Origin of the sequence: Acinetobacter uliginosus (assembly GCF_044130295.1) — a bacterium.
GTDB lineage: Bacteria > Pseudomonadota > Gammaproteobacteria > Pseudomonadales > Moraxellaceae > Acinetobacter.
On sequence record NZ_JBIQOC010000007.1, the window covers coordinates 1 to 23,802 of the forward strand.

General features: G+C 37.8%; 26 protein-coding genes and 5 pseudogenes. 12 read left to right on the top strand and 19 right to left on the bottom strand.

The window, feature by feature from the left end:
- Nucleotides 1-96: pseudogene (locus tag ACE01T_RS02670) on the top strand (IS5/IS1182 family transposase); the annotation flags it as partial.
- A 2-nt stretch (nucleotides 97-98) separates the two neighbouring features.
- Here ACE01T_RS02670 and ACE01T_RS02675 read toward each other — a convergent pair.
- Nucleotides 99-323 (bottom strand): annotated as a pseudogene (locus ACE01T_RS02675) (transposase); the annotation flags it as partial.
- A gap of 76 nt (nucleotides 324-399) precedes the next feature.
- Between ACE01T_RS02675 and ACE01T_RS02680 the strand changes: the two are divergent.
- Nucleotides 400-1,998 (top strand): annotated as a pseudogene (locus tag ACE01T_RS02680) (hypothetical protein); the annotation flags it as partial.
- Nucleotides 1,999-2,001: 3 nt separating this feature from the next.
- Entirely contained in the window at nucleotides 2,002-2,361 is a 360-nt protein-coding gene (locus ACE01T_RS02685) for a hypothetical protein (RefSeq protein WP_395518664.1), read from the top strand.
- Between the two features lie 70 nt (nucleotides 2,362-2,431).
- Here ACE01T_RS02685 and tfpZ (ACE01T_RS02690) read toward each other — a convergent pair whose 3' ends face one another.
- The 3 genes from tfpZ (ACE01T_RS02690) to ACE01T_RS02700 all read right to left on the bottom strand — a co-directional run bounded on the left by tfpZ (ACE01T_RS02690) (nucleotide 2,432) and on the right by ACE01T_RS02700 (nucleotide 4,185).
- Nucleotides 2,432-3,166, bottom strand: coding sequence for a TfpX/TfpZ family type IV pilin accessory protein (gene tfpZ / locus ACE01T_RS02690; protein WP_395518665.1), 735 nt, complete (start codon nucleotides 3,164-3,166; stop codon nucleotides 2,432-2,434).
- Nucleotides 3,167-3,280: 114 nt separating this feature from the next.
- Complete coding sequence (locus ACE01T_RS02695) at nucleotides 3,281-3,790, bottom strand: pilin (protein WP_395518666.1); 510 nt, start codon at nucleotides 3,788-3,790, stop codon at nucleotides 3,281-3,283.
- Between the two features lie 224 nt (nucleotides 3,791-4,014).
- Complete coding sequence (locus tag ACE01T_RS02700) at nucleotides 4,015-4,185, bottom strand: hypothetical protein (protein ID WP_395518667.1); 171 nt, start codon at nucleotides 4,183-4,185, stop codon at nucleotides 4,015-4,017.
- Between the two features lie 360 nt (nucleotides 4,186-4,545).
- Between ACE01T_RS02700 and ACE01T_RS02705 the strand changes: the two genes are divergently transcribed.
- Nucleotides 4,546-5,031 carry a pilin gene (locus tag ACE01T_RS02705; protein ID WP_395518668.1) on the top strand — a complete coding sequence of 162 codons (486 nt, stop codon included), beginning with the start codon at nucleotides 4,546-4,548 and terminating at the stop codon, nucleotides 5,029-5,031.
- A gap of 52 nt (nucleotides 5,032-5,083) precedes the next feature.
- Here ACE01T_RS02705 and ACE01T_RS02710 read toward each other — a convergent pair.
- Nucleotides 5,084-5,298: pseudogene (locus tag ACE01T_RS02710) on the bottom strand (hypothetical protein); the annotation flags it as partial.
- A gap of 148 nt (nucleotides 5,299-5,446) precedes the next feature.
- Here ACE01T_RS02710 and ACE01T_RS02715 point away from each other — a divergent pair.
- Entirely contained in the window at nucleotides 5,447-6,064 is a 618-nt protein-coding gene (locus ACE01T_RS02715; RefSeq protein WP_395518669.1) for a hypothetical protein, read from the top strand.
- A 112-nt stretch (nucleotides 6,065-6,176) separates the two neighbouring features.
- On the opposite strand, the gene ACE01T_RS02720 is transcribed toward ACE01T_RS02715, so the two are convergent.
- The 5 genes from ACE01T_RS02720 to ACE01T_RS02740 form a co-directional block, all read right to left on the bottom strand.
- Nucleotides 6,177-6,533, bottom strand: a complete 357-nt coding sequence (locus ACE01T_RS02720) for a hypothetical protein (RefSeq protein ID WP_395518670.1) — start codon at nucleotides 6,531-6,533, stop codon at nucleotides 6,177-6,179.
- A gap of 3 nt (nucleotides 6,534-6,536) precedes the next feature.
- Entirely contained in the window at nucleotides 6,537-8,600 is a 2,064-nt protein-coding gene (locus ACE01T_RS02725; RefSeq protein ID WP_395518671.1) for a hypothetical protein, read from the bottom strand.
- The gene (locus tag ACE01T_RS02730; RefSeq protein WP_136143658.1) at nucleotides 8,597-10,534 is read right to left on the bottom strand and encodes a hypothetical protein; all 1,938 of its coding nucleotides are present in this window, start codon (nucleotides 10,532-10,534) and stop codon (nucleotides 8,597-8,599) included. Before ACE01T_RS02730 ends, ACE01T_RS02725 begins: the two co-directional genes overlap by 4 nt.
- Complete coding sequence (locus ACE01T_RS02735; RefSeq protein ID WP_395518672.1) at nucleotides 10,531-11,958, bottom strand: tyrosine-type recombinase/integrase; 1,428 nt, start codon at nucleotides 11,956-11,958, stop codon at nucleotides 10,531-10,533. The genes ACE01T_RS02730 and ACE01T_RS02735 overlap by 4 nt, the downstream gene beginning before the upstream one ends.
- A 191-nt stretch (nucleotides 11,959-12,149) precedes the next feature.
- Nucleotides 12,150-12,338 (bottom strand): hypothetical protein, encoded by a 189-nt coding sequence (locus ACE01T_RS02740; RefSeq protein WP_005328311.1) that lies wholly within the window; start codon nucleotides 12,336-12,338, stop codon nucleotides 12,150-12,152.
- A 116-nt stretch (nucleotides 12,339-12,454) separates the two neighbouring features.
- Between ACE01T_RS02740 and ACE01T_RS02745 the strand changes: the two genes are divergently transcribed.
- Both ACE01T_RS02745 and ACE01T_RS02750 read left to right on the top strand, forming a co-directional pair.
- Entirely contained in the window at nucleotides 12,455-12,838 is a 384-nt protein-coding gene (locus ACE01T_RS02745; RefSeq protein ID WP_005328312.1) for a helix-turn-helix domain-containing protein, read from the top strand.
- A gap of 15 nt (nucleotides 12,839-12,853) precedes the next feature.
- Entirely contained in the window at nucleotides 12,854-13,279 is a 426-nt protein-coding gene (locus tag ACE01T_RS02750) for a hypothetical protein (RefSeq protein WP_005328313.1), read from the top strand.
- Nucleotides 13,280-13,349: 70 nt separating this feature from the next.
- Here ACE01T_RS02750 and ACE01T_RS02755 read toward each other — a convergent pair whose 3' ends face one another.
- Nucleotides 13,350-13,559, bottom strand: a complete 210-nt coding sequence (locus ACE01T_RS02755; RefSeq protein WP_005328314.1) for a helix-turn-helix domain-containing protein — start codon at nucleotides 13,557-13,559, stop codon at nucleotides 13,350-13,352.
- Between the two features lie 159 nt (nucleotides 13,560-13,718).
- On the opposite strand from ACE01T_RS02755, the gene ACE01T_RS02760 reads away from it, so the two are divergent.
- Nucleotides 13,719-13,985 carry a hypothetical protein gene (locus ACE01T_RS02760; RefSeq protein ID WP_005328315.1) on the top strand — a complete coding sequence of 89 codons (267 nt, stop codon included), beginning with the start codon at nucleotides 13,719-13,721 and terminating at the stop codon, nucleotides 13,983-13,985.
- Between the two features lie 216 nt (nucleotides 13,986-14,201).
- Here ACE01T_RS02760 and ACE01T_RS02765 read toward each other — a convergent pair.
- From ACE01T_RS02765 to ACE01T_RS02780, 4 genes and pseudogenes are all read right to left on the bottom strand, one after another.
- Nucleotides 14,202-14,569: pseudogene (locus ACE01T_RS02765) on the bottom strand (antitoxin Xre/MbcA/ParS toxin-binding domain-containing protein).
- A 149-nt stretch (nucleotides 14,570-14,718) separates the two neighbouring features.
- Nucleotides 14,719-15,246, bottom strand: a complete 528-nt coding sequence (locus ACE01T_RS02770; protein WP_395518673.1) for a hypothetical protein — start codon at nucleotides 15,244-15,246, stop codon at nucleotides 14,719-14,721.
- 470 nt (nucleotides 15,247-15,716) lie between these two features.
- On the bottom strand, nucleotides 15,717-15,971 hold the full coding sequence (locus tag ACE01T_RS02775) for a type II toxin-antitoxin system Phd/YefM family antitoxin (protein WP_395518674.1): 255 nt from the start codon (nucleotides 15,969-15,971) through the stop codon (nucleotides 15,717-15,719).
- 7 nt (nucleotides 15,972-15,978) lie between these two features.
- Nucleotides 15,979-16,245, bottom strand: coding sequence for a type II toxin-antitoxin system TacA family antitoxin (locus ACE01T_RS02780; protein ID WP_395518675.1), 267 nt, complete (start codon nucleotides 16,243-16,245; stop codon nucleotides 15,979-15,981).
- Nucleotides 16,246-16,539: 294 nt separating this feature from the next.
- Between ACE01T_RS02780 and ACE01T_RS02785 the strand changes: the two genes are divergently transcribed.
- The 4 genes from ACE01T_RS02785 to ACE01T_RS02800 all read left to right on the top strand — a co-directional run bounded on the left by ACE01T_RS02785 (nucleotide 16,540) and on the right by ACE01T_RS02800 (nucleotide 19,913).
- The gene (locus tag ACE01T_RS02785; protein WP_395518676.1) at nucleotides 16,540-16,992 is read left to right on the top strand and encodes a pilin; all 453 of its coding nucleotides are present in this window, start codon (nucleotides 16,540-16,542) and stop codon (nucleotides 16,990-16,992) included.
- Nucleotides 16,993-17,074: 82 nt separating this feature from the next.
- Nucleotides 17,075-17,458: a hypothetical protein gene (locus ACE01T_RS02790; RefSeq protein ID WP_395518677.1), complete on the top strand. Its 384-nt coding sequence runs from the start codon at nucleotides 17,075-17,077 to the stop codon at nucleotides 17,456-17,458.
- 4 nt (nucleotides 17,459-17,462) lie between these two features.
- Nucleotides 17,463-18,197: a TfpX/TfpZ family type IV pilin accessory protein gene (gene tfpZ, locus ACE01T_RS02795; RefSeq protein ID WP_395518678.1), complete on the top strand. Its 735-nt coding sequence runs from the start codon at nucleotides 17,463-17,465 to the stop codon at nucleotides 18,195-18,197.
- 81 nt (nucleotides 18,198-18,278) lie between these two features.
- Nucleotides 18,279-19,913: a PglL family O-oligosaccharyltransferase gene (locus ACE01T_RS02800; RefSeq protein ID WP_395518679.1), complete on the top strand. Its 1,635-nt coding sequence runs from the start codon at nucleotides 18,279-18,281 to the stop codon at nucleotides 19,911-19,913.
- 61 nt (nucleotides 19,914-19,974) lie between these two features.
- On the opposite strand, the gene bfr is transcribed toward ACE01T_RS02800, so the two are convergent.
- The 4 genes from bfr to ACE01T_RS02820 all read right to left on the bottom strand — a co-directional run bounded on the left by bfr (nucleotide 19,975) and on the right by ACE01T_RS02820 (nucleotide 23,668).
- Nucleotides 19,975-20,439 (bottom strand): heteropolymeric bacterioferritin subunit Bfr, encoded by a 465-nt coding sequence (gene bfr, locus ACE01T_RS02805; RefSeq protein WP_092820182.1) that lies wholly within the window; start codon nucleotides 20,437-20,439, stop codon nucleotides 19,975-19,977.
- A gap of 253 nt (nucleotides 20,440-20,692) precedes the next feature.
- A complete protein-coding gene (locus ACE01T_RS02810) occupies nucleotides 20,693-20,887 on the bottom strand; it encodes a bacterioferritin-associated ferredoxin (RefSeq protein WP_086174534.1) in 195 nt (64 codons plus the stop codon).
- Nucleotides 20,888-21,109: 222 nt separating this feature from the next.
- Nucleotides 21,110-21,493 (bottom strand): RidA family protein, encoded by a 384-nt coding sequence (locus ACE01T_RS02815; protein ID WP_395518680.1) that lies wholly within the window; start codon nucleotides 21,491-21,493, stop codon nucleotides 21,110-21,112.
- Nucleotides 21,494-21,562: 69 nt separating this feature from the next.
- On the bottom strand, nucleotides 21,563-23,668 hold the full coding sequence (locus ACE01T_RS02820; protein ID WP_395518681.1) for a RelA/SpoT family protein: 2,106 nt from the start codon (nucleotides 23,666-23,668) through the stop codon (nucleotides 21,563-21,565).
- Between the last annotated feature and the right edge of the window lie 134 nt (nucleotides 23,669-23,802).

The following is a 23,802-nucleotide window of genomic DNA, read 5'->3' on the forward strand; positions in this document are numbered from 1 at the left end:
CTCTGGAAAAACTGTGAAAAGCACCTAAATACGAGCCTTCAGTTCATTAATTTAGCCTTTTTAAGGCTACTTTTGCATAGAAAATATTCTGGATAGGTTCTAAGATCAATGGGGGGGTCTGATGGAGCTTTTGATTGATCGAAAGCTTGCGAGGAAGCTGAGATCAATTGATTTTTCCAGTCAATAATTTGGTTTTGATGAACATCAAACTCAGAACTCAATTCAGCAAGTGTTTTTTCTGCTTTGATCGCAGCAAGTGCTACCTTAGCTTTAAAATCATTTGAATGATTTCTTCTTGGTCTACGTGCCATAAAATACTCCATATATTGATGTTTATAACATCATTTGAGGAGCAGAATATCACTTATAGGAGTTGTTCAAATTTCCGGATCCATCTCTCAAAAAGCCATTCACATTAAAGCATTTTTAACGGATTGTTTTGCATTACAGCAGCAGTACCCATTGCTCATTCCTGCGTTTAGTACATATAAACCGATTGAGCATTTAGCAAGACTTGCTGCACAAATACGCTTGCGATCAGGTAAAGTCGGTCCGCAAACAAAACTTATTCCTTCACGTATTTATATTGCCTTAATTAATGCTTTAGCAGATTTATTAAACGAGTTTAATCAAAATGCGCCTGCTTTGCTGAAATGGTTTCAACGGATTCAGCAAGATGTAAATTTTGCCCTGATGCCTGTTGAGTTTAGACGTGCTAAACGAGCGATAAGTTTCAACGATGCACGTGATTTGCTGGGGTTAACTCAGATTTTTGAGAATCATCAGATTCAAAAACATGCCAACCTCACCCGTTATATGACGCTGATTCAAGGTATGGCTAAGCTTTGGATTCATCTCTTTACAGGGATGCGAGATAATGAAGTGAATCAGCTGTCTTCTGATTGCTATCAAACTATTCAAAGTAACGAGCATCTTGTGCATGTCATTATGGGCTATACATCAAAATTACACGGGGGTGGCAACAAGTCTACGTATTGGATTACGTTTGAAGATATTCAAGTAGGCGTACATGCAGCACAAAGCATTGGTGAAATCTACGCTCTGCTCAACCCACATTATGATATGTCTAATCCTGCTGAATACCCATTATTCCCAACGCTAAACTCGCAAAAGCATCGAAATAAAAATAACCGCAATATTGAGCATGAAACGGATTTTATCTCTAATTTTGAGGGTGCTCCGACTCGAACACAGTCTAATTTTAATCAGTATTTAAGCCGTATTTCTGTCTTGCTTGGAGATGGGTTGAAAATCACAGAAAGTGATATCGCCGAGCTTGAAACTTTTGATGGTTTCCGCAATTGGCGAGAAGAAAAAGACTGCCAAGTTGGTGAGTACTGGAATATCTGTACCCATCAATTTAGACGTTCGCTTGCAGTTTATGGCGCTCGTTCAGGCATGATCGGACTTGGCGCTTTGTCAGTCCAATTTAAGCATCTAACAGAGTCTATGACGTTGTATTACCGTAATAATGCGGTATTTGCACCAAATATTTTAGTGAGTGACAGTCAAAAAGAGTTTATTCAAGAACTGGAATATCAGCGCTTGGTGCATTCTTATGCTCAGTTTGAAGATGGTGTAATTAATAGTGCTAGCCGTTTACTTGGTGGGGCAGGAACCTATTTGCAGCTACAAAAAGACCGCGAGCAATTACTCACAGTATTTCCAAACCGTGATGAAGCGATTAAGCGCATGAAAAAAGGGGAAATTGCTTACAAACCGAGTCTTTTGGGTGCTTGTACTAATCCTGATTCTTGCGAAAAAATTTCATTTACTGCGATTACCAGTTGTTTGAGTTGTGCCCATGCTGTGTTTGATGCTGAGAGTGTTGAAAAAATGCAAAAAGCGGTTCAGCGACTACAACGGCAGCGAGATATGCAAGTACAGAACAGTCTGCTATACGGGCAAATGGACAGTGAGATTTTGGCTTTAAACAAAATGATTCAAAAAATTAAAACGATTAATATTGAGGTGTAAAATATGAGTGCACTTAATGATTATTACGCTGCTTTAGAGCGATTAAAAGCCAACAAACCAGAGGTTCTACCCAAAGGCTCTGCCATTAATAACGATACGGTTGCAATGGAGGCTGGACGTAAACGAGGCTCGATTAAAAAGAGCCGTCATGCTGCATTAATTGAGGCAATTGAGCAAGCTGCACAGGCAGCAGGGCAAAATGTTCTTTCGCCTGCACAACGGATTGAGCAAGCGAAAACTAAGACCAAGGCGGTAAAAAGTGATTATGAGCAGCTGAAAGAAGATTATGAAAAGCTTTTGGAAAAGTGTAATTCTTTATTGCTAGAAAATTTTGAGTTGAGGCAAAGTACTCGGACTATTTGATTGATATAGCCACTCAGTTTATGAACTTAGTGGCTTTTTAATAAACGGAGTAAAAAATATGCCGTTAAAATTATTCCCACGGTCTTAAGTCTACTATTTTGATGATGCTTGCAGATTCTTTATTGACTAAAACTACCATATCTATTGCATTGGCTTTTAAGGGTAGCCACGCATCTGCTTTTGGATATTTGGCTAAAGTTTTTTCAACGTCTGTTTTGGGGTTGTATTGTTCTAATTCTTTAAGCGGCACTGCACGTTGTTGGATTCGGTTTTTTGCTTGAGTCAGTTCTACATAGCGTTCTGGACGCTGTGAAATTGAAATACCGCTAAATACTTCTGCAAACATTTCATCATTGCGTTGTTGTGTGTCTTTAGCAAATTCAGTGGCAACATATTGCGGTTTAAACCATGAAGGTTGTTGAAATTGTGGCTGTGCATGCTGAATATTAGTATCAACTAATTCATTTTTTCTAACCAATTCAAAACGATCTACATTATAAACCAACCATGCAGGACGACCTTGTTCAATACTAAACACCCCATAACATAAAGCCGCGATTTGAATGAGAATAATGACACTAAGATCAAATTTTAGTGTTTTTTTGCCTTCTTTATAAACTAATAAACCTAGTAATGGTCCTAAAATTACGTCGATAACCAACAGCATTAAAAAGATATGCGTTACGCCAACAGCTGTGGCAAGTGGCGATGGATACCAAATAAAAAACACCAATCCAATCACCAATAAAGCGACTAAAAATGAGAGCAATAAATGGCTGAGGAAAAAATTTAGGCGTTTGGACATATTTGAGAAAACTACGTTTTTTTGATTGATAAAATAATTATATTCATTTTTATTTTTTCCAAAGAGAAACCGTACTTTCCGAAGAAAGCACGGTTTTTATAGACTAAAACTAAATTATTTTTTTACTCGGCAGTTAGATGGTACATATTTATAATCTTTAGCATCAGCTACAGCACAACCCCAAACAATTGGTTGACCTGGTAAAACTGCAGCAGTTGGTAATGCACCATTGGCAATAGTGCCGCTACCTGGTTGTAGATAAACCTTATCACCAGTCATGGCACCTGCAACTTGACCAGCATAAGTAATCGTGATTAAGCCTGCGCCTACTGCTGGAGCTGCAACATCTGCAACTGCAGCAATTTCAATTTTTGCTACATTTTCTGTTGCCGTAAACTCAAAGCCATAAGAGCCATCTGCTGCTGCGCCAGTACCTGCATAAGCTGCAACAGCACCAGAACTGCGTGAAGACAATGTTTCAGCAACTGCTGTCTTGGCAGCAGCAGCCAAAGATAAACCTTCAGTTACTTTTGCACGAATAGTGTAGCTTTGATAAGCAGGAATCGCAATTGCAGCCAAAATACCAATAATAGCGACAACAATCATCAACTCGATACAATCCATAAGTAAGTCAATATGGACATAAATTAAACCATTGAATTATCTTGTTTTACTTCTTAATTCATTTTGTCCATATGGACATGCTTTTTAATGGACAAATTTTTGAGTTTTGTCCATATTCGAAAATGGCTTTTACTTAGTGCGATAGGATGAATTTTATAAAAGCGGACTGGTCATGAGCTATTTTAAAATTTTAATAAGTTAAAACCGAATAAAAAAATCCAGACTCATTTATAAGCCAACTTCTGTATTTCTTCTTTATGCTGAAGAATCACACGTCTTGTATTATGCAGAACAATACGCCGAGTCGCTTCGTCATCACAAAATTGTATAAACACAACTTTTACAGTTGGACGAGGTATTTGTTCGGTTATTTTGAAGTCTTTAAGCCGTTTCATTCTATCATTTCCTCATATATGAACATTTAGCATAGAACAGCACTTTCAATTTCAAATTGCTTTCCTCCCCACACAGGGACTAAACTAATATAGTTGTCTGCTTATTTAGCTGCTAATAATTTAGCTTTTTCTGCTACAAGCAACTTTCATTTTACATATTATAAAACCAACAAAACTGACAATTTCTGTCACTTAATTACATATATTTACTTTGTGAATTTTTAAGATTTTTAATCCATTAAACAATGTATTGATTTCATGCATAATAATTGGATAATATTCTTTGGCACACTTTGTGCAAACTATAAATTAGCTTACAAAGCTTATAAATAAATTAACAAAACATTTGTGGAGAATGTTATGAATGCTCAAAAAGGCTTTACATTGATCGAGCTGATGATAGTTGTCGCTATTATCGGTATTTTAGCTGCAATTGCGATTCCTGCTTATCAGGATTATACTGCACGCTCTCAAGTTTCAGGTTCTTTAGCTGAAATTTCACCAATTAAAACTAATATTGAAGAAAAGCTTTCTCAAGGCCTTACAACTGCAGAAGCTACAGCCTTATCAGGGAACACTGCAGCAAAATTACAAGCTTTAGGTTTACCAGGTGCTTCAACTGCTCGTTGTAGCGCTTTTGAAGCAACTATTTTAGCAACAGGTTCAGCTTCTATTACTTGTACAATAGCGGGCACCACTCAGGTTAACGGCCTGAAAATTCAATGGAAACGCTCTGCCGATTCAAATGCAGGCACTGCTGGAACTTGGGTTTGCAATACATCTGTAGTTACAAAATTGGCTCCAAAAACATGTACAGCCGGTGCAACAATTTCTGAAGCTTCATAAAAAATATTTTTTATTTTATTACATTAAAAACGCATCTTTAGAGATGCGTTTTTTATTTTAACTCAAAATTATCCAACAGCAGTGAATTCACTTTTTCCAGCAATTTTTCATAATCTTCCTTTAACTGCTCATAATCACTTTTAACTACTTTTATCTTGTTTTTTGCTTGTTCAAGCTGCTGAGCAGGCGAAAAAACATTTTGCCTTACCTCTTGAGCAATTAATTCAATTGCAGGGATTAAAGCAACAAGTGATAGCTTTTCTTTATTTATTTTTTAATAGTTCGGCATTATCAGAAAGATTACCTACAACCTCCCTCTTTTGGAGAATATGGGTATCAATTATTTTATAAATGTATGATAATTCTGCTATTTTAAAGTCATTCTTGAATCTATAAGTTTATTAGGAGAATAAAAGTGTCAGATATTAAATCATTACAATTAAAAATGCTTACCACCTATACAGGTGATGAAATTAATAGACTAATTGACAGTATAACGACATATAATGCAAAAGAATCTAAGGAACTTCAACAACAGTATCAAAGTTTAGAACATGAATCCTCACTCAGCGAGGATGACAAATGGTCTATACAAGAAGGCCTAATTGATCAAAACACAGAGCTTAAAGAAGTAGAAGAACTTGCATATGAGCTAGCAATTATTGCACTTTACAAAAAAATAGAAATTACAACTAAACGCGCGATCAAGATTATCTATCCCGATATTGATCAAAAAAAACTGTTTTATTTTAAAGAACTGAAAAAAAAATTAAAAAACAAACATATCGAGATAGAAGCCTTTACCAATTATCAGGCAATGAATGAGCTTAGATGTTTAAATAATAGTATCAAACATTCTCATACTGTAGATGACAAACTAGCTAATTATGCAGGCTGGGAAAAAAATAAACAGCTCTCAGGTTTAAAGGCCGCTTTTATCAGACTAAATCCACTCTGCCAACAGTATTTAGATGAAATACTTAATACTTTTCATAAAAAATATCAAGAATTATCTGATAATGCTGGCGACTGATTGTTATTGTCGGGCCAGTATTAAGTGTACAAATTAAATTCTGCTAACCCTAAAAGCCTAATCCTCTACTTGATTAGGCTTTTGAACTTTATGTTGCTCAGTATACATACCATTACGAATCAATTTTCTGCCTTAACTCAAAATTTTCTAACAGCAGAGAACTGCACTTTTCCAGCAGTTTTTCATAGTCGTCCCTTAACTGCTCAAAATCAGTTTTCACCGCCTTGGTCTTGCTTTTAGCTTTTTCAACCTGTTGTGTAGGCGAAAGAGCATTTTGTCCTGCTTCTTGCGCAGCCAGCTCAATCGCCTCTACCAGTGCGGCATAACGGCTCTTCTTAATCGAACCCCGTTTACGTCCAGCTTCAAGCGCCACGGTGTCATTATTAATGGCAGAGCCTTTGGCTAAAATGGTTGGTTTATTGGCTTTTAAGCGCTCTAAAGCGGCATAATATTCATTGAGTACACTCATATTTTAAACCTCAATATTGATCGTTTTAATTTTATGAATAGTCTTGTTTAAAGCCATAATATCGCTATCCATTTGTCCGTACAGTAAACTGCCTTGCACTTGTGTATCTCTTACTCGCTGTATACGCTGAACCGCTTTTTGCATTTTCTCAGCACTGCCAGTATCAAAAACTGCATGAGCACAACCTAGACAACTCGTAATCGCAGTAAAAGAAATTTTTTCGCAAGAATCAGGATTAGTACAAGCACCAAAGAGGCTAGGTTTATAGGCAATTTCCCCTTTTTTCATGCGCTTAATCGTTTCCTCACGGTTTGGAAATACTGTCAGTAATTGCTCACGGTCTTTTTGCAGCTGCAAATAGGTTCCTGCCCCACCGAGCAACCGACTAGAACTATTAATTACACTGTCCTCGAACTGGGCATAAGAATGTACCAAACGCTGATATTCTAGTTCTTGAATAAATTCTTTCTGGCTATCACTGGCTAAAATGTTTGGAGCAAACACCGCATTATCTCGATAATACAAAGTCATCGCTTCGGTTAAATGTTTATATTGAACCGACATGGCCCCAAGTCCGATAATGCCTGAACGTGCACCATATACTGCGAGTGAACGCCTGAACTGATGGGTACAAATATTCCAGTATTCACCAATTTGACAGTCTTTCTCTTCACGCCAGTTACGAAAACCATCGAATGCTTCTAGCTCTGCTATATCAGCTTCACAGATGCGTAACTCATCGCCAAGTAATGCCGAAATATGGTTCAAATACTCGTTAAAATTGGACTGTGTTCGGGTCGGTGCGCCTGAAAAATTGGAAATAAAATCGGTTTCATTTTCAATATTTCGGTTCTTTTTATGTCGATGTTTCTGCGAGTATAGGGTTGGAAATAATGGGTATTCAGCAGGATTAGACATATCATAATGTGGGTTGAGCAGGGCGTAGATTTCACCAATGCTTTGTGCTGCACGCACCCCAAACTGGATATCTTCAAAAGTGATCCAATACGTGGACTTGTTTCCACCACCATGTAATTTAGAGGTATAGCCCATAATGACGTGCACAAGATGCTCATTACTTTGAATAGTTCGATAGCAGTCATAAGACAGCTGACTCACCTCTTCATCTCTCATACCAGAGAACAAATGAATCCAAAGTTTTGCCATACCTTGAATGGCTGTCATATAGAGAGTAAGGTTTGCATGTTTTTGAATATTATTACGTTCAAAAAGTGCTGTTAGACCAAACAAATCACGAGCATCAACAAAACTGATCGGATGTAGAGTACGCTTTCGCTTGAATTCAGTCGGCATCAGTGCAAAAGTTGGATCCTGCTGCTTGCGCTGAAACCATTTCAGAAGTGCAGGGGCATACTGATTAAATTCTTTCAGTTTTTCTGCCAAGCTATTGATTAAGTTTATGTAAATACGTGAAGGAATGAGCTTGGTTTGTGGACCAACTTTGTTGGATTGTAAGTGTAATTGAGCAGCGAACTTTGCCAAATGCTCAATCGGTTTATATGTACTAAATGCTGGTATGAGTGATGGATATTGCTGTTGCAATGCAACACAATCAGTTAAAAATGCTTTAATATGGATTGCTTTTTGATAACCCACATTAACATAAGCATCTTGGACTTTTTGTCTGTAAGCAGCATCACTAAATAATTGCTGCAAGGTGCAACCATTTCGGTATGCAATTGCAGCAAACTGGCGCAAAACAGTATGCCGCTGTTCAATACTTTTAATAATCGACTTGCCAGATTTTATATAAAGTAAAGCAAAGATAATTTTTTTCATTTCTATGCGAATTTGACAAAATAGAAAATCATCTTCACGCGCATTTTCAAGCCACGTATTAAAATTCAAACGGCAAATACAATTCGGTAAATACGGTGACAGGTCCCAAACCTTATCTGAGTAAATGGACAGAATTCCACCATTTTTCATTCGAGACAATACAAAAGATGCTGGAACAGTCAGCTGATTATTCTGTAAGTTGTACTCATCAGGTAAAAAGCGTTCAGAAATACCCAGTGAATACAAATATGAATTAAATGAACTCATGATATCCACCCCAAATCAATTAAAAGCTCAAAATGATTCAGCCAATACGCGTCTAAATCGCCACTTTCAACTTCTTCCTGAATCGACAAAATACGATCTCTTAAAGTTTCATAAGGGTTTGACAACTCAGTCAGTACTTCATCAATACGATGTAGAACAACACCGAACTGCGACTCCCATTTGATCAAATCCGTTGCTTTTTGTTTGACATAGCCGAGTAAACTTTTTAGTGACAAAAGCTTACGTATATCTTCTTCATCAGCGTGGACTGCATAGTGTTGACAGAACAGGCAATTCTCAAATTGTTGGCAGTTTGGGGTTGGAGCTTGTGCGGTAAAACCAATAGCTTTTTCAGGCTGTGGAGCTGCTGTAATACATGCACCTACAGGTAAGATCTGAGCATCAACAGTTTCATCTAAAGTTCGCACAGCAATACGTTCAACAGTTCGAGTTTTTTCTACGGCAACGTCCCGCAACTCATGAAAGAATTGCGAAATTTGCTGACTCGCATCTTTAAATGAAGTTCGACTGTAGTTTTTCTTCGCAGTATCGAGTGAGTGTCCCATTTTTTCAGCTTCGAGCAATAAATCTCCATCGCTGAGCTGTACATATTGACTACTGACATGCTTACGCCACTGTTGCGGTGTAATCCAAACCATTTTGGGGAAAATGCGCTGAAAAAACTTTTTTATTAATTGTAATCTGCCGTAGCTAACAGGTCCCAACTGTTGAATTTCGTTACGTAACGGAAAGATGAAATCACATGGTTCATCTTGGATATACCAAGCCCGAAGTTCTAAAATTTTTCTAAAAATTGGCTCAAATTTCACCCCAAATTCAGGGTGTACCGTCTTTCCACCTGCGCGGCTTTTTGTACCTGAAAAACGACGTCCTTGTGTTGATGGCAAGATTTCCATTGTATCGAATTGCAACTGCTGTGCTGTATCTAGATTGGCTCCAGTTTTTGCGATAAATAACAGCATGCCGATGCAAAGACCATAGGAAGCAAGTCGCTCTCGCTCCATGTGTCGTTTGTCTTTATTACGTTCCTCAAGGTTACGAATGGCTTGATTGCGATTCTCACGTAAACGCTTTCGATATTCACTATCTTCTTCTAATTCAAAATCAGCCAACATCTTTGACAATGTCGGAATCGAGCTATATTTGGCTAAATAACTCTGTATATCAAACTGGATATGCTGTTTTTCAGTTTGATGATGAAAGCCCGAGTAAAAATAGAAGTCTTCTTCATTCACAGATTGAAAATGTGCGGGAAAGTTTCCTTCTTGAACAACGATACGGTGGATTTCAAGAAATACATTAAGCAAAGTAGCATAAGTCTTCTGATGATCTTCCTCCGCAATCGGTAATATAGGAACATCATAACGCTGAGACTGTACTTGCATCGCTTGACTAACAATATCAATTTCGTGACAGTCAAATACATATGCTATTAATTTGGCTACATTACGCTGATACTGCTTTGCTGTATGTGCAGCCAAACTTTCCTCTTCTGTATCCGTAAGCAAAGTGCGATCAACTAAATATTTGCTATAACGACGATACGCATCGATCACACTGTCTTTATTCGATAAGTCAAAATTTTTGTTTTGACTATCAATCCAGTCTAAAAAAGTTTTGCTTGTATAATAAAACAATCCTTTTGATAGATCGGATCCGCTCATTTGCAGTAAATAGTCAGTTAAACACTGCAAAAAATAACGTCTTTTTTCATCAAACGATGCAGAAATTTCATTTTCAGATACAGTTTCATACAATTCTCTTTTACGAAAAAAGAGAGTTCCGATATCTAAAGTTTTAAAACTAAATGCAGCGGTTTTATCTTTACAAGCAAGAACAAGTCGTTCATGTTCTATAATCTGTCTATTGCTATCTGCAATATGCAAAAAAAGCTGAGAGCGTCTAAAATTCATGACAATTCTCCTGCTGAATTGACAGAAGACATCACATACTGCATCAAGTTTGACTCATACTCATGCTGAATTTTACTACGCCATTGCAATCGTGATTTATAGTTCAAGTACTGTAAAGTGGTTCTGATGTTGCAATGGCCCATGCGTGCTTGCACATATTCGACAGCTATCATAGCCGAATGTCCTTCGGGCAGATGCTGTAACTTGCTTTCCAGTAAATTCATACCAAAGCTGGCACGTAAATCATGAAATTTAAAGCTTTGAAATTGTGGATCAATCAAGCGGATTTCTGGTAATAGCACGACTTTTAAGTAACTGCGCACCGCTTCGCCTTCATAGAGTTTAAGTTTAGTTCCAAATGAGTCAGAGGCTTTAATCTTCTCTGTTAGTTCTTGCTGTTCTGCTTTGCTTGTGTAGAAAGGCGTACCAAGCTTGGTGAGAAATACATAATTTTTATCTGAATCCCCATAATTGGACTTCTGTCTACGCTGACGTGCTTGCTCACTATTAATATAGATTTTAAGATCTTGTACTAACCAACCTGGAATTAATAAAGTCATCGGCTTTTGAAATTTAGTATCAATACCTGTACCCGATCCAACTGACAGATGGATAAAGCTATGACTATCAACTTTCTTATCCGGCAAATGACAGATTCTTAAAGTACAAATAGTTTGCAAACGTGCGCCAGTGAATAATGCAAGATAGAACATCAACTGATATTCACGTGATGACTTCAGCAATGCTTTTAATATGATTATTTGTTCTTCAACGGTCAGTGGACTTAACTCTCCACCATCTACAATCACTTCAGAATTATGAGCTTTAGCAGGCACATGAATCGCAAGATCATGCGACTTGATTGCCATTTTTCTACGTGCACCAAATTCATTATCGACGGCAATATATTTGTAAACATCTTGGAAAGGAAGCCCGTAACGTTGGTGATCGATCAAATCTTCTGTAACAAGAAATCGATAAAAATTCACAACAGCATTAATTCGATTACGTGCTGAGCTAGCGGAAATTAGACCTGCATTCGCTTGCTCAATCAGACGAGTACGATATTTAAAAATCGCATTCAACTGTTTCAGTTTATGGAATTTCAAACAATCTAGCTGTTCATCTTCCAAAAAGCGCTGAAAATCAACAAGCTGATTCGCAATAGATGCAAAAGTTTTAAAATCGTACTGTATTCTTTGCTCAAGTTTTTTCAGCAAATACAGATTAAAAACTTCTGATGGACTTCCATCTCCCTGAATAATCACGGGAAATTCGAGGTAAGCATTACCATATTCTTTGAACTCTGTATCACTTAAACAACGGGTTGCCTTAACCAACGTCAATAACTGAAATTTTTTGATGCTCACAACTTTTGCTTTTGATTGGTAGCGTGACTGACCATTTTTAAATTTAGTGCTCATGTGAGCCTCCTATTTATTAAAAACAGGCAAAAAGCGACCTTGAGGTAGGATTGACAAAAATGCCCCTATCCATCAAAATTGAAGTGTCTAGATGCCAATCAAGACATTCATAAAAGCTCATGTCGTAACCATGGGCTTTTATACTTTTTGCCGAATGAAAATATTTACTTTTTAAATTTAGCCCACAGCATCTATCTATTTTGTAGCATTTTTTGATCTATACTTGATAAATCATTCAAATAGCCTTGGGTTTTAAGTTCTCTCATAATCAGTACTGATGACTGCGCATCAAGACTTCTTAAATGATCTGAACAATATCGTTTATAAGCCTCACGAATTTCAGGATTCGGTAGCCGTACCAAGAATGGCTTTCCTTTCATATCGTTTATCCTTGCGTATTAGTTCATGACAATCTCGAGCGTGTTACACTATGTAAGTATCGCTAACAAATTAATATTAATCGTTTGATTAACTTAAATCAATAGGATTTATTCGAATGAATAAGATTTTTTTAACAGAAGAACGTAATAGATTGAATTTAAAAGCAAAAGATGTAGCAGAATTTGTTGGTGTAGCAATTCCCACCCAGTCTAATTATGAAACTGGCAAACGTTCCCCAGATGCAGAGTATCTTGCTAAACTTACGGATTTAGGCTTTGATATTAATTACGTTTTAACTGGAAAAAGAGAGTCTTTAAGTCTGACAACACAAGAAAAAATGCTGATTGAATTATTTCGACAAGCATCAGAAACTGTACAAAGACATATCTTGGCAGGGTTATTAACTCAAAATACAGCAGAATCACTTAGGGGTAATGTTGTAACGGTTGGTAATGACAATGATGGGAATATTGCAGGAAAAAATATTAATTTAAAGTAAATAATTAGGATTTTTATGGCAAATAATTTTGTTTCTGTCGGTCATTCAAATACAGGCAATGTGTGTGGCGGTGATCTAACAATTAATCACTCATTGCCATGTAAAAATGGTGATGGAATGCTTTCTTATGAAGACTATCAGAGATTTCCTTATTGTAATCAATGTATCTCATCGTTTCGTAATGAGACATATTTTCGCTATCAAAAACATGCTATCGCAATTTGCTTGATAATCTGTGTCTTAATAATCAGTGGATTCTATTTCTTTACGGGAAGATTACCAAATTTTATGGGACTCATATTTCAAGAAAATCCTTTTATTACCTCGCTTATTCCCTTTCTATCAACATTAACGTTATGCTGCTTAATTTTGTTAGTAGGCAGAATCTATGCTCATGTTTTAGCAAAAAAATATATTAATCAAAATTTAAGCTATCACTAGCATAAAACTTTGCCCACTCTAATTTATTTCTAAATTTATCAATAAATTATGGACTACTTAGTTCCCTGATTTACGAATCTTCGCTGTATTCAAATAAATCCTGCATATTACAATTAAAATATTTACACAAGGTATCAGCAACCGAAAGCTCAATTCGTATTGCACGATCATAGTAAAGACTCGTTAGCGTATTGCGATTAATACCAGTTGCTTGAGCTACCTCACTTAGCTTTAAAATTTTTCGCTCACCCATCAAAGTTGACAGCCTACATCTAATCATAACAACCTTTAAAATAAAAATTTAACCTACTACAGGTTAAATTAACTTGATAATTGTGTTTTACAGTGATATTTTAACCTACAGAAGGTTATATTGTTCTATTAAAAACAAATTAACCTTTCTAAATTTCATTATATAGTTTTTTAAGGAAGTTCAGCTATGAATAACTACTTTTCCCCAAAATTCTCTGTTTCAGAAGAAGCCCGCTCGACTGCTGTTGCACTAATCAAAGAGTTTAATATTGACCGTACATTTGATTTAGCTTTATTTCTGAATGTTAACCCCAACTTAAATGACCAAGATGCAACTTTAGCCTGGGTTAATTATTTTGAAAAAAATCAACATGATCTCAGTGACTTCAATCATGTTAGACGCCACTTCATGAAAAATTTTCCTAAAATTATGTTTGCAAACTTTGCGGAATAAAACAAACAAAGGGGAGATAGCTAGTATCTCCCCCAATAAAAATTGAAATTAAGCAATATATAGTTTTTGGATAGATATCAACATTATAAGTCCAATGGTTAAAAAATTATGACTTTTTAACTTTTGATGCGTTGTAATATGGCATAACTTGTGGAATCGTCTTTTGAATACTTTCAATTCCCTTATGGGCAGCTTTATACAACAAAGCCATCTGCATCACAGCTTCGCTCTCATCGCTTCAACAAAATTAAGAACAGAAATCAAGCCACTCATCGTTTCAATTTGATGAACTGGGATACCGCTAGTGACTCGATTTTCAGAAGTTAAAAAAATCTTCATCACCGCCTGATCACCACCTGTCAAAGCATGCAAAGCCTGATATAGACGAATCAGCAACAGTGCTAATTTACCCTGTTTAGAATTTGGATCTAATTCAGGTTGGTTTTGTAATTGAGTGATTGCCTCGTCATCCATATCAACACTATTGCGAGCTGAAACTGACTAAGACAGAGCTGTTTAGCAGCCCTAAGTACTGATTTTCCCAACACAACTTCTGGTAAAGCTTGCTGTTCCAATAACGTCATAGCATCACCTCAAGCTCTATATTTTTATCGATCAAGCCCTAAATCTAACAATATCATACAAGCTTAATGCTTAAAGCCCTTCAATACCGTAGCGTAACACCAACAATCTCAATGAGATTCAAAGTAAATTATAAATACCCTAAACTTGATTATTTTCTTGAACTTCGCTTGTTTATCTTTTCTATGTAAGTCTCACATTGAGAAAGCAAACCAAGATTATATTTTAAAGCTGTATCCTCTCTAGCTGTTACATACTCAATACTTTGAATTTCACGCTGCTGAGCAAAAACCTGAATCGCAGGATGTAACTGTTCTGAGCAACTCGCATCGTTGCTAAAGTATTTTAACGTCTTGGTTTTGGCAAAATATATTGCAGCAAACAATCGCCCATCTTTAAAAACAATCGCTGATGAAGCATCTAAACTGGTTCTAGACCTACCTTCATAATACAGAGCCTCATCTGTTTTCAGTAAATACGGGGCTGAATAATGCTCAAAATGAGATTGAAATTTTAGATAATCATGCTTTAACAATGTTTGAAGTTCTGTTTGGATTTTTGGATTCAAAGCAATTTGAGGAATTGATGAAATATCTGAATATTGAATTAGGTCTAGTTTTTGAGCATGAGTAAAAACGGAGAGTGAAAAAAGTAGAAAAAGATGATATTTATTCTTCATATCAAATTTATTATTTTTATGTCCATATTGACTTACTTATGGATTGTTCATTTTATATGGACACTTATGGAGTATCGATCAGCGTAAAGCCTTTTTGAGCGTTCATAAACATTCTCCACAAATGTTGTTAATTTAATTATAAGCTTTGTAAGCTATTTTATACTTAGCACTAAACGTGCCAACTAACGTGCCAACTTTTATTATAGACAATTTACACAGAAAAACAGCACCTTACACATAAAAAATTTAAGACTTTTAATTCTGCTGTATATTTTTGTTAAAAAGTGGCAAGTTTTGTCAGGTTGAATTTTATACTTTGGACAAATATTGTCATTGTGTGATGCGTATCACATATATTCGATTGTTCTTTTTTAGGTGTTGTGATGTCGTTCTTTATGTTGAAGTCTATCGCTTGAAATTTTCTGGGTATAGTAGGGTGCTATTTCTACCATCGTTAGTGCATCTCAATCTCACTCTTTACTGAGTTTATGACACGTTGTTTCAGTTGCTTCAATTTGCGCGATTGAGTCGCGTAACCGTTTTGCATTGGCAGGACTTTTGAGTAGGTACGCTGTTTCTTTAAAGGCATTACAATCATCTAGAGTTATTATCACCACGGCTTGTTTATCTTCTCTATTAATAAGTACAGGTGTATGATCGTCTATAACGTAATCGAGTATATCCACTAAATTGTCTTGCAGCTCAGCACATGTAATCACTTTCATTTGCTCCTTAAAAATTTTCTTTATCTAAAAGCTGGGCAGCCTGTTTTAATCGGGTAGGGACCTTATTTTGAGTTTGACATACTTCAACAAATTGCTCGAACTGAGCATGACTTAACTGAATATGAGAGTGTTCTTGTAAAACTTGTGGTGCGTGATTTTTGAATAAAATAAAAAACTCGGTGAGTGTAGCGTAACCCAGAGTAGCGGCAGTTCGTTCTGCCAATTGCTTTGTTTCAGCATCTAGATGTATTTCTATAAACTCGTTGTTGGTCATAATTCATCTCCTTTTGAGCATAAAATTTTTTATATTTTGTATGACGCATAACAAACATAAAATTTTAAGGTCGGTATGAATACAAAAAATATTTTGGTGACTGCTCATTTTTAATTAGGCGGACTAAAACACGTTTTTAACACTTTACGCATTTTTGAGGATATGGACAAACTTGAAAAATTTGTCGTTATAAAAGCATGTCTATATGGACAAAATATAAAATGGAGTAAATGAATAGAATTCAACAGTTTGGAGCGTGTCCATATAAAGTGACTTATGGAATGTTACTGATTAATGATCGTTGTAGCGATTATCGGTATTTTGGCTGCGGTTGCACTTCCTGCTTATCAAAACTACACAGTGAAGGCACGTGTTTCAGAAGTAATTTTAGCAGCATCTTCATGTCGTAGTACCATTACAGATATGGTACAAAATTCACCCGTTGCAGATTTAGGTACAGCTTTAGCTAGTAGTTGTAATATTGCAGCTACAAAAATGGTTAAAAGTGGTACTGCTGATGCTAATGGTGTCATTACAGTAGTAGGTAATGAGACTAATTTAGGTGGCGAAGTAACATCTGCACTAAACGAAATTACTCTAACGCCAATGGTTGATGATAAAGGTACTGCGCGTGCTTTGGCTGCAAAAACGGATGGCATGGCAACTATTCAAGGTTGGAAATGTGGTCCTGGCGCAAAACCAATGCCTATTAAATATTTACCGGGTTCTTGTCAAGGTACTTACTAATTTTTAAGTAAGTTAAAAAGACTGGTACGCCAGTCTTTTTTATGGATGAAAGTTAGCAACTATTGGACAAATAAAAAAGATCATGATTAAAGAGTATGAGTTTCAAGCATGGGGTGAAGAAAATAGTTATCAACAATTTCCAGATGAAATTGAAACTAATAATCATATTCTCTTTCACGGAACTGCAGAAGCGCATTTTGAAAATATCAAAAAACAAGGTTTTCAACCGAAAGCTGATGGTGAATTAAGTAGTATTTCCTTCGCTAAAAGTAGTTCAATGGCATTGAATTATGCTTGTGCAGCTAGAAATGATCTTTCTCCAAAAGGTATAATTATTGTGGTGGATATTTCAAAAATAAAACAAGAATGTATAGTGGAGCAAAGTTTCAGTATTCATTTATCACCTAAAGTTCAACCTGAAATTAGCGGCTACTGTTTAGTTCCTGAAAATTATAAATTCAACTGAAAATATGTCTAAACGCCTCAAATTTTTCTTAAGCCATTTATTGATTTCATTTCTGATTGCTTTACTTGTAGTTGGAATGGTCTTCTTTGTTTGGTATCCAATGCCTCTTGCAAAAGCGGTGGGAGTGACACATATATTTTTAATGCTATTAACCATTGATGTAATACTTGGACCAGTCTTAGGTTTATTGGTCTATAAGGAAGGTAAGAAATCACTTAAATTTGATATTGCAGTGATTATTGCCTTGCAGGTTTCTGCTTTATGTTATGGTGTTTATAGTATTGAGCAAGGCCGTCCAGCATGGTTGGTTTATTATGTGGATCGTTTTGAATTAATAAGAAAAAATGACCTTCTTTTAGAAAATATTGATCAGGCACAATCGCTGTTCCAACAGGTGTCATGGGGTAAACCACAATTTGCTGCAGTCAAGTCCGCAATAAATGCACAGCAACGTCAGAAAGATATGTTTACAGAGGTATTGGGTGGAGTTTCTCTTGCACAACAACCTGAACGCTATGTCGAATTAACTCAAGTCAAAAATCAAATACAACAGCGCGCGAAGAATTTAGCAGAACTCAAACAATATAATGATGCACAAAAAGTTGTGAATGTTTTAAAAAAATACCCTAAAGCAAATGCTTTTGTACCATTAAAAGCAAATACTTTAGATATGACTGTATTGGTGAATAAAGATACCGCTGAAATCATCAAAATTGTAGATTTACGCCCATGGAAATAATTCAAAAGCACAAAAATTATTTATAAGTTCTAATGACCTTTTGAATTATCATATTGCACAGCACTTTAACTGTGACACCACATGAAATTCCTCCTCCTTCTCTTAGCCAGTGTGTTTATCTCACTGGCTTGGCTCCTGCCTATCCATTACCGCCCTTGGGTTACCTACACAGGTGAACTGTTTGCTTTTTTATCGCTATTTACTTTGGCTGCCATTTATTTAAAAGACAAAATTAAATTGCCAGTAATCAGCCTGCCGCTATTATTTCTCGCGGCTATCCCGCTGGTTCAGTATGGGGCAGGTGAGCTATTTTTCTTTGATAAAGCCCTGATCTGTAGCTTGTTTGTGCTTGGCTTCTGGCTGAGCATGGTGGTTGGCTATAACTTGTCGAGCGAGAAAGCAGGCCGGGCAAACATTTTTACCGGACTCAGCTATGTATTTCTCATGGCCGGAACAGCGACGGGTGTGATTGCGATTTGCCAATGGTTAACGCTCGATGCGTATATCCCCGGGATGGTGAATATGCAACGTGCTGTTCGTCCCTATGCCAATTTTGCCCAGCCAAACAATATGGCTACTTTTTTGCTCATGTCACTTTTGGCCTGTTTATATTTATATGAAACCAAAAAAGTCCAGACCAAATGGCTGGTTCCAGCGGCATTCATTATGTTAGTGAGCGTGGCATTAAGCCAATCCAGAACCTCATGGGTGGCCTGTGTTTTTATTCTGGTTTATTTAGCTTATCAGCAATTTAAAGGTTATATCCATATTAAATGGTATTCCCTGGCGGCATGGTTAGGTGTTTTTATAGGATTAGTCCTGATATTACCTGTCATGGGGAGCTATTTAACCCAATTATTGGATATACAGATTAAAGCTGTCGATGTGTCAAGACGCGCTACAGGGGATATGTCGCGTTTAGCCATTTGGCAGCAAATGCTGCATGCCATTGCTGACCGTCCATGGTTTGGTTATGGCTGGAACCAGACCAGTGTCGCATATACCCTGGTCAGTGATCATTTCCAGGGACCGGTGTGGATTCGTAGCGCGCATAATTTTATTCTCGATTTTATTTTGTGGAATGGCGTAATTATAGGCTTGCCGTTTCTGGCTTATTTTGGCTATTGGGGTTATCAGCTAAATAAGCGTGTCAATTCTGTTGAATCCGTGATCGGGATTTTAATGGTGGGTGCAGTATTGATTCACGCCATGCTGGAATTCCCACAATATTATGCCTATTTCCTGCTCCCGGTCGGTTTTATTATTGGTCTGGTTCAGTCACAACAGGCAGATACCAAAATCTTGACCCTTTCACCCAATTATATGCGGGTTGCTTACGGTTTATTTTTCTTGCTGTTGATTCTGATCGTGCGAGATTATGCGGTGATGGTTCCTAAGCTCAATCAAACGCTACGCTATGAAAAAACACCGGAAAAAATCACCAATCAGGATCAGGTTTATTTGCTGGAAGAATTTAACCGGCGTATCGACTGGATTCGTATGAATCCCTATAGCAAGGTGAGTGCACAACAGCTTGAGGAAATTAGGGAGATGGTGCTTAATTATCCGACCTCCTATGATCTGCTCAAGTATGCCAAGATCCTGGCTTTTAATGGCTATGAACAGGAAGCCAGACATCAGCTCTGGTTGTTGAAAAAATTACGTAAAGTCGATTGGGACTATGCGTCATTGGCCCAGCCTGCTGCCAAAAAGTAAAATTTTAAAAAGTGAATCGACCAACTCAAACAGCCAGTCAATTGACTGGCTGTTTTTAAACTTAAATTTGGCTTTGAATGTAGTTTTCGATGCCCACTTTCTCGACCAGATCAAGCTGGGTGGTGGCCCAATCCAGGTATTCCTCTTCTTCTTCTAGAATTTCCTGAACAAGATCACGGGTGACATAATCCATTTCCTGTTCGGCCAAGCTGACCGCCTTTTGCAGGGCTTCAATGTTTTCATTGACTTTACGTACATCGCAATTCAGTACTTCAACAGTATGCTGGCCGATGTATAACTTGCCTAAATTCTGTAAGTTAGGCAGGCCTTCAAGAAATAGAATGCGTTCAATAATTTTATCTGCATCTTTCATTTGCTGAATCGATTCTTTGTATTCTGCCGAACCCAGCTTCTCAATTCCCCAGTCATTGAACATACGTGAGTGCAGGAAATACTGGTTAATGGCAGTCAACTGGTGATAAAGCACCTGATTTAACTGATTAATGACGTCACGATTGCCTTTCATTGTAAGTTCTCCATCAACAATTTTTTGCCTTCACAAGGGGTCAGGCAATCAAAAAAATGATTATTGCAAATATCTTAAACAACAAGCAAAACAATGGCGAGTAGTTTATTGAACAGCAAATGAAAATCGCAATCAAGAACGATAATAGGCGCTATGCTACACGGGCGTGTATAAAAAACCCGCCGAGAGTCATAAGCGGGAGAGGAGAAAATGATCTTTTGATCATTCAGTTTGTTATTAGGGTAATCGGGTTTTAAGCCGCTACGGAGATGCGGGCTGCGATTTCTGAAAGTTCTTCGCTAATGATGGCGCGTGCTTCAGGGGCACAACGGCCACAACAGGTACCTAAATCAAGCAGGTCACGAATTTCACGATAGCTTTCCGCGCCATTTGCAACGGCATCTTTAATATCTTGATCGGTAATACCACGACATAAGCATACGTACATTTGAACTGGCCACATAAGAGTGAAATGGGATAAGTGATATTATTGATAATTATTATCGTTTGTCAATGAAATTCATTTGAAATATCATTTATTGTGATTGAGTTTTTGAATAAAAAAATAGCACCTGAGCGGAAATCCGAGTGCTGTTTGGATTTCCGCTCAAGATGAATTGATCATTTGGAAATGAGTTTTGAAACGTGGGTATTTAATGAGTTTTATAAATTATTGATTAATAATTATAATACCATCCATTTCAACCAAAGCCCCTTTAGGCAAGCTGGCGACACCTAATGCTGCGCGTGCAGGGTAAGGCTGGGCAAAATATTCACCCATAATCTGGTTGACCAGCTGGAAGTGGGAAAGATCGGTCAGAAAGATATTCAGTTTGGCGATATCTGCCAATGAGCCACCGGCTGCTTCACAGACGGCTTTCAAGTTATCAAATACACGGCGAATTTGTGCTTCAATGCCTTCAACCAATTCCATACTGTAAGGATCTAAACCAATTTGACCTGAAAGGTACAGGGTATTTTCAACTAAAATCGCCTGAGAATATGTACCAATGGCTGCAGGTGCATTTTCAGTATGGATTACTTGGCGGGACATCGATTTCTCCTTTTATCATCTCTATGCATCATAGCCTAAATTATTCAATAAGAGTGACTTATGTTTGAACTAACTGGCTTTGGATGCTTCAGCAATGTTAATGGGCTGGGCTAAACGGGTAATGCGTGGAAAACCAAAGTGCATACGTAAATCACGAATAATCTGGGCAATTTGCTTGCGGTTATGTACTACAATATGCACATAGGTTTTGCCTTCATGGACATGAACCATTTCTACACCGGTTTTTTCCTTCCGGCACTGATAAATCAGGTCAGAAATCTGTTCATCATTCATCAGCATATCAATGCTTAAATAGGCAGTGAAACTGATGTCATCGAAATCTTCAGATGTCCAGTGCAAGGGCATAATATTTTCTGGATGCAGATGCTGTTCATGCAACAGGTTATGACAACGCGCACGATGCACAATCAAGCCACGACGTGACAGATGTCCCTGAATTGGATCACCAAGCACAGGATTGCAACAATGGGCATATTTGACATCTACGCCTTCAGTGCCTTGGATAAGACGGGTAGAAGACTGGTTATCCAGGCTTTGTCCTTGTGCAAACAGATGGTTGGCCACTAATTGTGGTAACAGGTCGCCCACGGCAATCTGTTCAAATAAGTGTTCCTTAGATTCGATATGTCGCCATTGCAATATATCGATCCAGTCTGCTTCAGTTAAATCTTTGATGCAGCGATTAAACAGTTTCAACGCACGGTTCAGGGCTTGCTGGCCGACCAGTTGCTGTTCTTCAATATCCTGATCACGCAAAATATTCTGGATGGCACGACGCGCTTTTTGGGTATTGATGAAGCTGAGCCAGTCTGGATTTGGAGTCGCCAGGACATCGGTAATAATCTCGATCACTTGCCCACTGACCAGGGGTGTGGAAAGAGGGCGGGTTTCACCGTTTATTTTTGCTCCGACAGCGTGGTTGCCTAAAAACAGGCTGGCTGAATAAGCAAAATCGACGGCTGTAGCCCCTTGTGGAAGTTCGTGCAAATGGCCATGCGGAGTATACACCCAGATTTTTTCCTGATGCAGATAATCCAACAGATCACTAAAGGTGGTTTTGGCACATTCACCATCCACCAGCACATTCAGGTTCTGCATAGATGCCTGAATGGCTGAGCGGCAGGCTTGCGGTGCATTTTCACCCAAAACCACACCAAAACGGGCAGCTTTACGCATCAGCTCGGTCTGGATAGTCAGAGAGAGCGTGGTTTTCTCGCCTTTTAAGCGCATCATTAAAGACTGGTTGCCACCCGGCAATGGACGGCGGATATGATCTTCATAATGTAGAATCTGGAAATTTTCGCGCAGGATTTCTGCCAGACGGTCACAGTCGGCAATGCTTTGCAGAATAATTTCAAAAGCATGACTGTGGGTGAGTTCTTGCAGGTCAATATCGTTTTTGACGAAGTGGCGCAGCAATTCAATATTGTTATTTTTCTTTTTAATACGACCACTAATCTGGTGCTGTTGCAGCAGTTCAGTCAGGTTTTTTTCCCAGATGCTTTGATATTCACAGCGTTTCGGTTTGGTTTGTAGTAGGGCATCCTGAACATTGTTAAACATATCCAGGTCAAGATTTTGATAGCACAGATGTTCCAGATTGTCGGCCATCTCGTTCATGCCGACAATACGCGCCATCGGCACAAAAATATCAAAGGTTTCCTGGGCAATACGTGCCCGTTTATCTGGGCGCAACGAACCTAAAGTGGTCATGTTGTGATAACGGTCAGCCAGCTTAATAATAATGACACGCGGGTCTTGCAGGGTGGCTTGCAGAATTTTACGGAAGGAGGCGGCTTTATTATATTCTTTGTCGCTGGAATGGCTGAGTTTGGTTACCCCATCGACCAGCTCGGCCACTGTGCGGCCAAATTTTTCAGTAATGTCTTCTTTGTTGAAATCAGTATCTTCAATCACGTCATGCAGCAGGGCGGCCATCAGGGTTTCGGCATCCAGACGCATATGCGCAAGAATGCTGCTGACCGCAATCGGATGCAGAATATAGGGTTCACCACTTTTACGGGTGATGCCATCATGGGCAATATCGGCATAATCGCAGGCCACAAGCACGCGCTCGACATCACTTGCACTTAAGTAAGCGTCGATAATAATTTTGAGCTGTTGTTTGGCTTGGCTGACCTGTGGGCCTGGCATATAACACCTTTATTACTTCAGTTTCTACAATTCAAATCGCTAGAGCTTTAATGAAAAGCATATTGCATGACTTGTCAATTTTTTCATTTAAAAAACAGCAAAAAGATACATCCTAAATAACGTATCTTTAATTT

Excerpts from the sequence above, each read along its gene's own strand:
- ACE01T_RS02800 (WP_395518679.1), top strand. The coding sequence starts at position 18,279 with ATGAAATTCCTCCTCCTTCTCTTAGCCAGTGTGTTTATCTCACTGGCT.
- ACE01T_RS02725 (WP_395518671.1), bottom strand. The coding sequence starts at position 8,600 with ATGAGTTCATTTAATTCATATTTGTATTCACTGGGTATTTCTGAACGC.
- ACE01T_RS02685 (WP_395518664.1), top strand. The coding sequence starts at position 2,002 with ATGAGTGCACTTAATGATTATTACGCTGCTTTAGAGCGATTAAAAGCC.
- tfpZ (WP_395518665.1), bottom strand. The coding sequence starts at position 3,166 with ATGTCCAAACGCCTAAATTTTTTCCTCAGCCATTTATTGCTCTCATTT.
- ACE01T_RS02815 (WP_395518680.1), bottom strand. The coding sequence starts at position 21,493 with ATGTCCCGCCAAGTAATCCATACTGAAAATGCACCTGCAGCCATTGGT.
- ACE01T_RS02770 (WP_395518673.1), bottom strand. The coding sequence starts at position 15,246 with ATGAAGAATAAATATCATCTTTTTCTACTTTTTTCACTCTCCGTTTTT.
- tfpZ (WP_395518678.1), top strand. The coding sequence starts at position 17,463 with ATGTCTAAACGCCTCAAATTTTTCTTAAGCCATTTATTGATTTCATTT.
- ACE01T_RS02785 (WP_395518676.1), top strand. The coding sequence starts at position 16,540 with ATGATCGTTGTAGCGATTATCGGTATTTTGGCTGCGGTTGCACTTCCT.
- ACE01T_RS02745 (WP_005328312.1), top strand. The coding sequence starts at position 12,455 with ATGAATAAGATTTTTTTAACAGAAGAACGTAATAGATTGAATTTAAAA.
- ACE01T_RS02750 (WP_005328313.1), top strand. The coding sequence starts at position 12,854 with ATGGCAAATAATTTTGTTTCTGTCGGTCATTCAAATACAGGCAATGTG.
- ACE01T_RS02695 (WP_395518666.1), bottom strand. The coding sequence starts at position 3,790 with ATGGATTGTATCGAGTTGATGATTGTTGTCGCTATTATTGGTATTTTG.
- ACE01T_RS02735 (WP_395518672.1), bottom strand. The coding sequence starts at position 11,958 with ATGAGCACTAAATTTAAAAATGGTCAGTCACGCTACCAATCAAAAGCA.
- ACE01T_RS02720 (WP_395518670.1), bottom strand. The coding sequence starts at position 6,533 with ATGAGTGTACTCAATGAATATTATGCCGCTTTAGAGCGCTTAAAAGCC.
- ACE01T_RS02810 (WP_086174534.1), bottom strand. The coding sequence starts at position 20,887 with ATGTACGTATGCTTATGTCGTGGTATTACCGATCAAGATATTAAAGAT.
- ACE01T_RS02775 (WP_395518674.1), bottom strand. The coding sequence starts at position 15,971 with ATGAAAGTGATTACATGTGCTGAGCTGCAAGACAATTTAGTGGATATA.
- ACE01T_RS02700 (WP_395518667.1), bottom strand. The coding sequence starts at position 4,185 with ATGAAACGGCTTAAAGACTTCAAAATAACCGAACAAATACCTCGTCCA.
- ACE01T_RS02730 (WP_136143658.1), bottom strand. The coding sequence starts at position 10,534 with ATGAATTTTAGACGCTCTCAGCTTTTTTTGCATATTGCAGATAGCAAT.
- ACE01T_RS02760 (WP_005328315.1), top strand. The coding sequence starts at position 13,719 with ATGAATAACTACTTTTCCCCAAAATTCTCTGTTTCAGAAGAAGCCCGC.
- ACE01T_RS02780 (WP_395518675.1), bottom strand. The coding sequence starts at position 16,245 with ATGACCAACAACGAGTTTATAGAAATACATCTAGATGCTGAAACAAAG.
- ACE01T_RS02820 (WP_395518681.1), bottom strand. The coding sequence starts at position 23,668 with ATGCCAGGCCCACAGGTCAGCCAAGCCAAACAACAGCTCAAAATTATT.
- bfr (WP_092820182.1), bottom strand. The coding sequence starts at position 20,439 with ATGAAAGGCAATCGTGACGTCATTAATCAGTTAAATCAGGTGCTTTAT.
- ACE01T_RS02790 (WP_395518677.1), top strand. The coding sequence starts at position 17,075 with ATGATTAAAGAGTATGAGTTTCAAGCATGGGGTGAAGAAAATAGTTAT.
- ACE01T_RS02740 (WP_005328311.1), bottom strand. The coding sequence starts at position 12,338 with ATGAAAGGAAAGCCATTCTTGGTACGGCTACCGAATCCTGAAATTCGT.
- ACE01T_RS02705 (WP_395518668.1), top strand. The coding sequence starts at position 4,546 with ATGAATGCTCAAAAAGGCTTTACATTGATCGAGCTGATGATAGTTGTC.
- ACE01T_RS02755 (WP_005328314.1), bottom strand. The coding sequence starts at position 13,559 with ATGATTAGATGTAGGCTGTCAACTTTGATGGGTGAGCGAAAAATTTTA.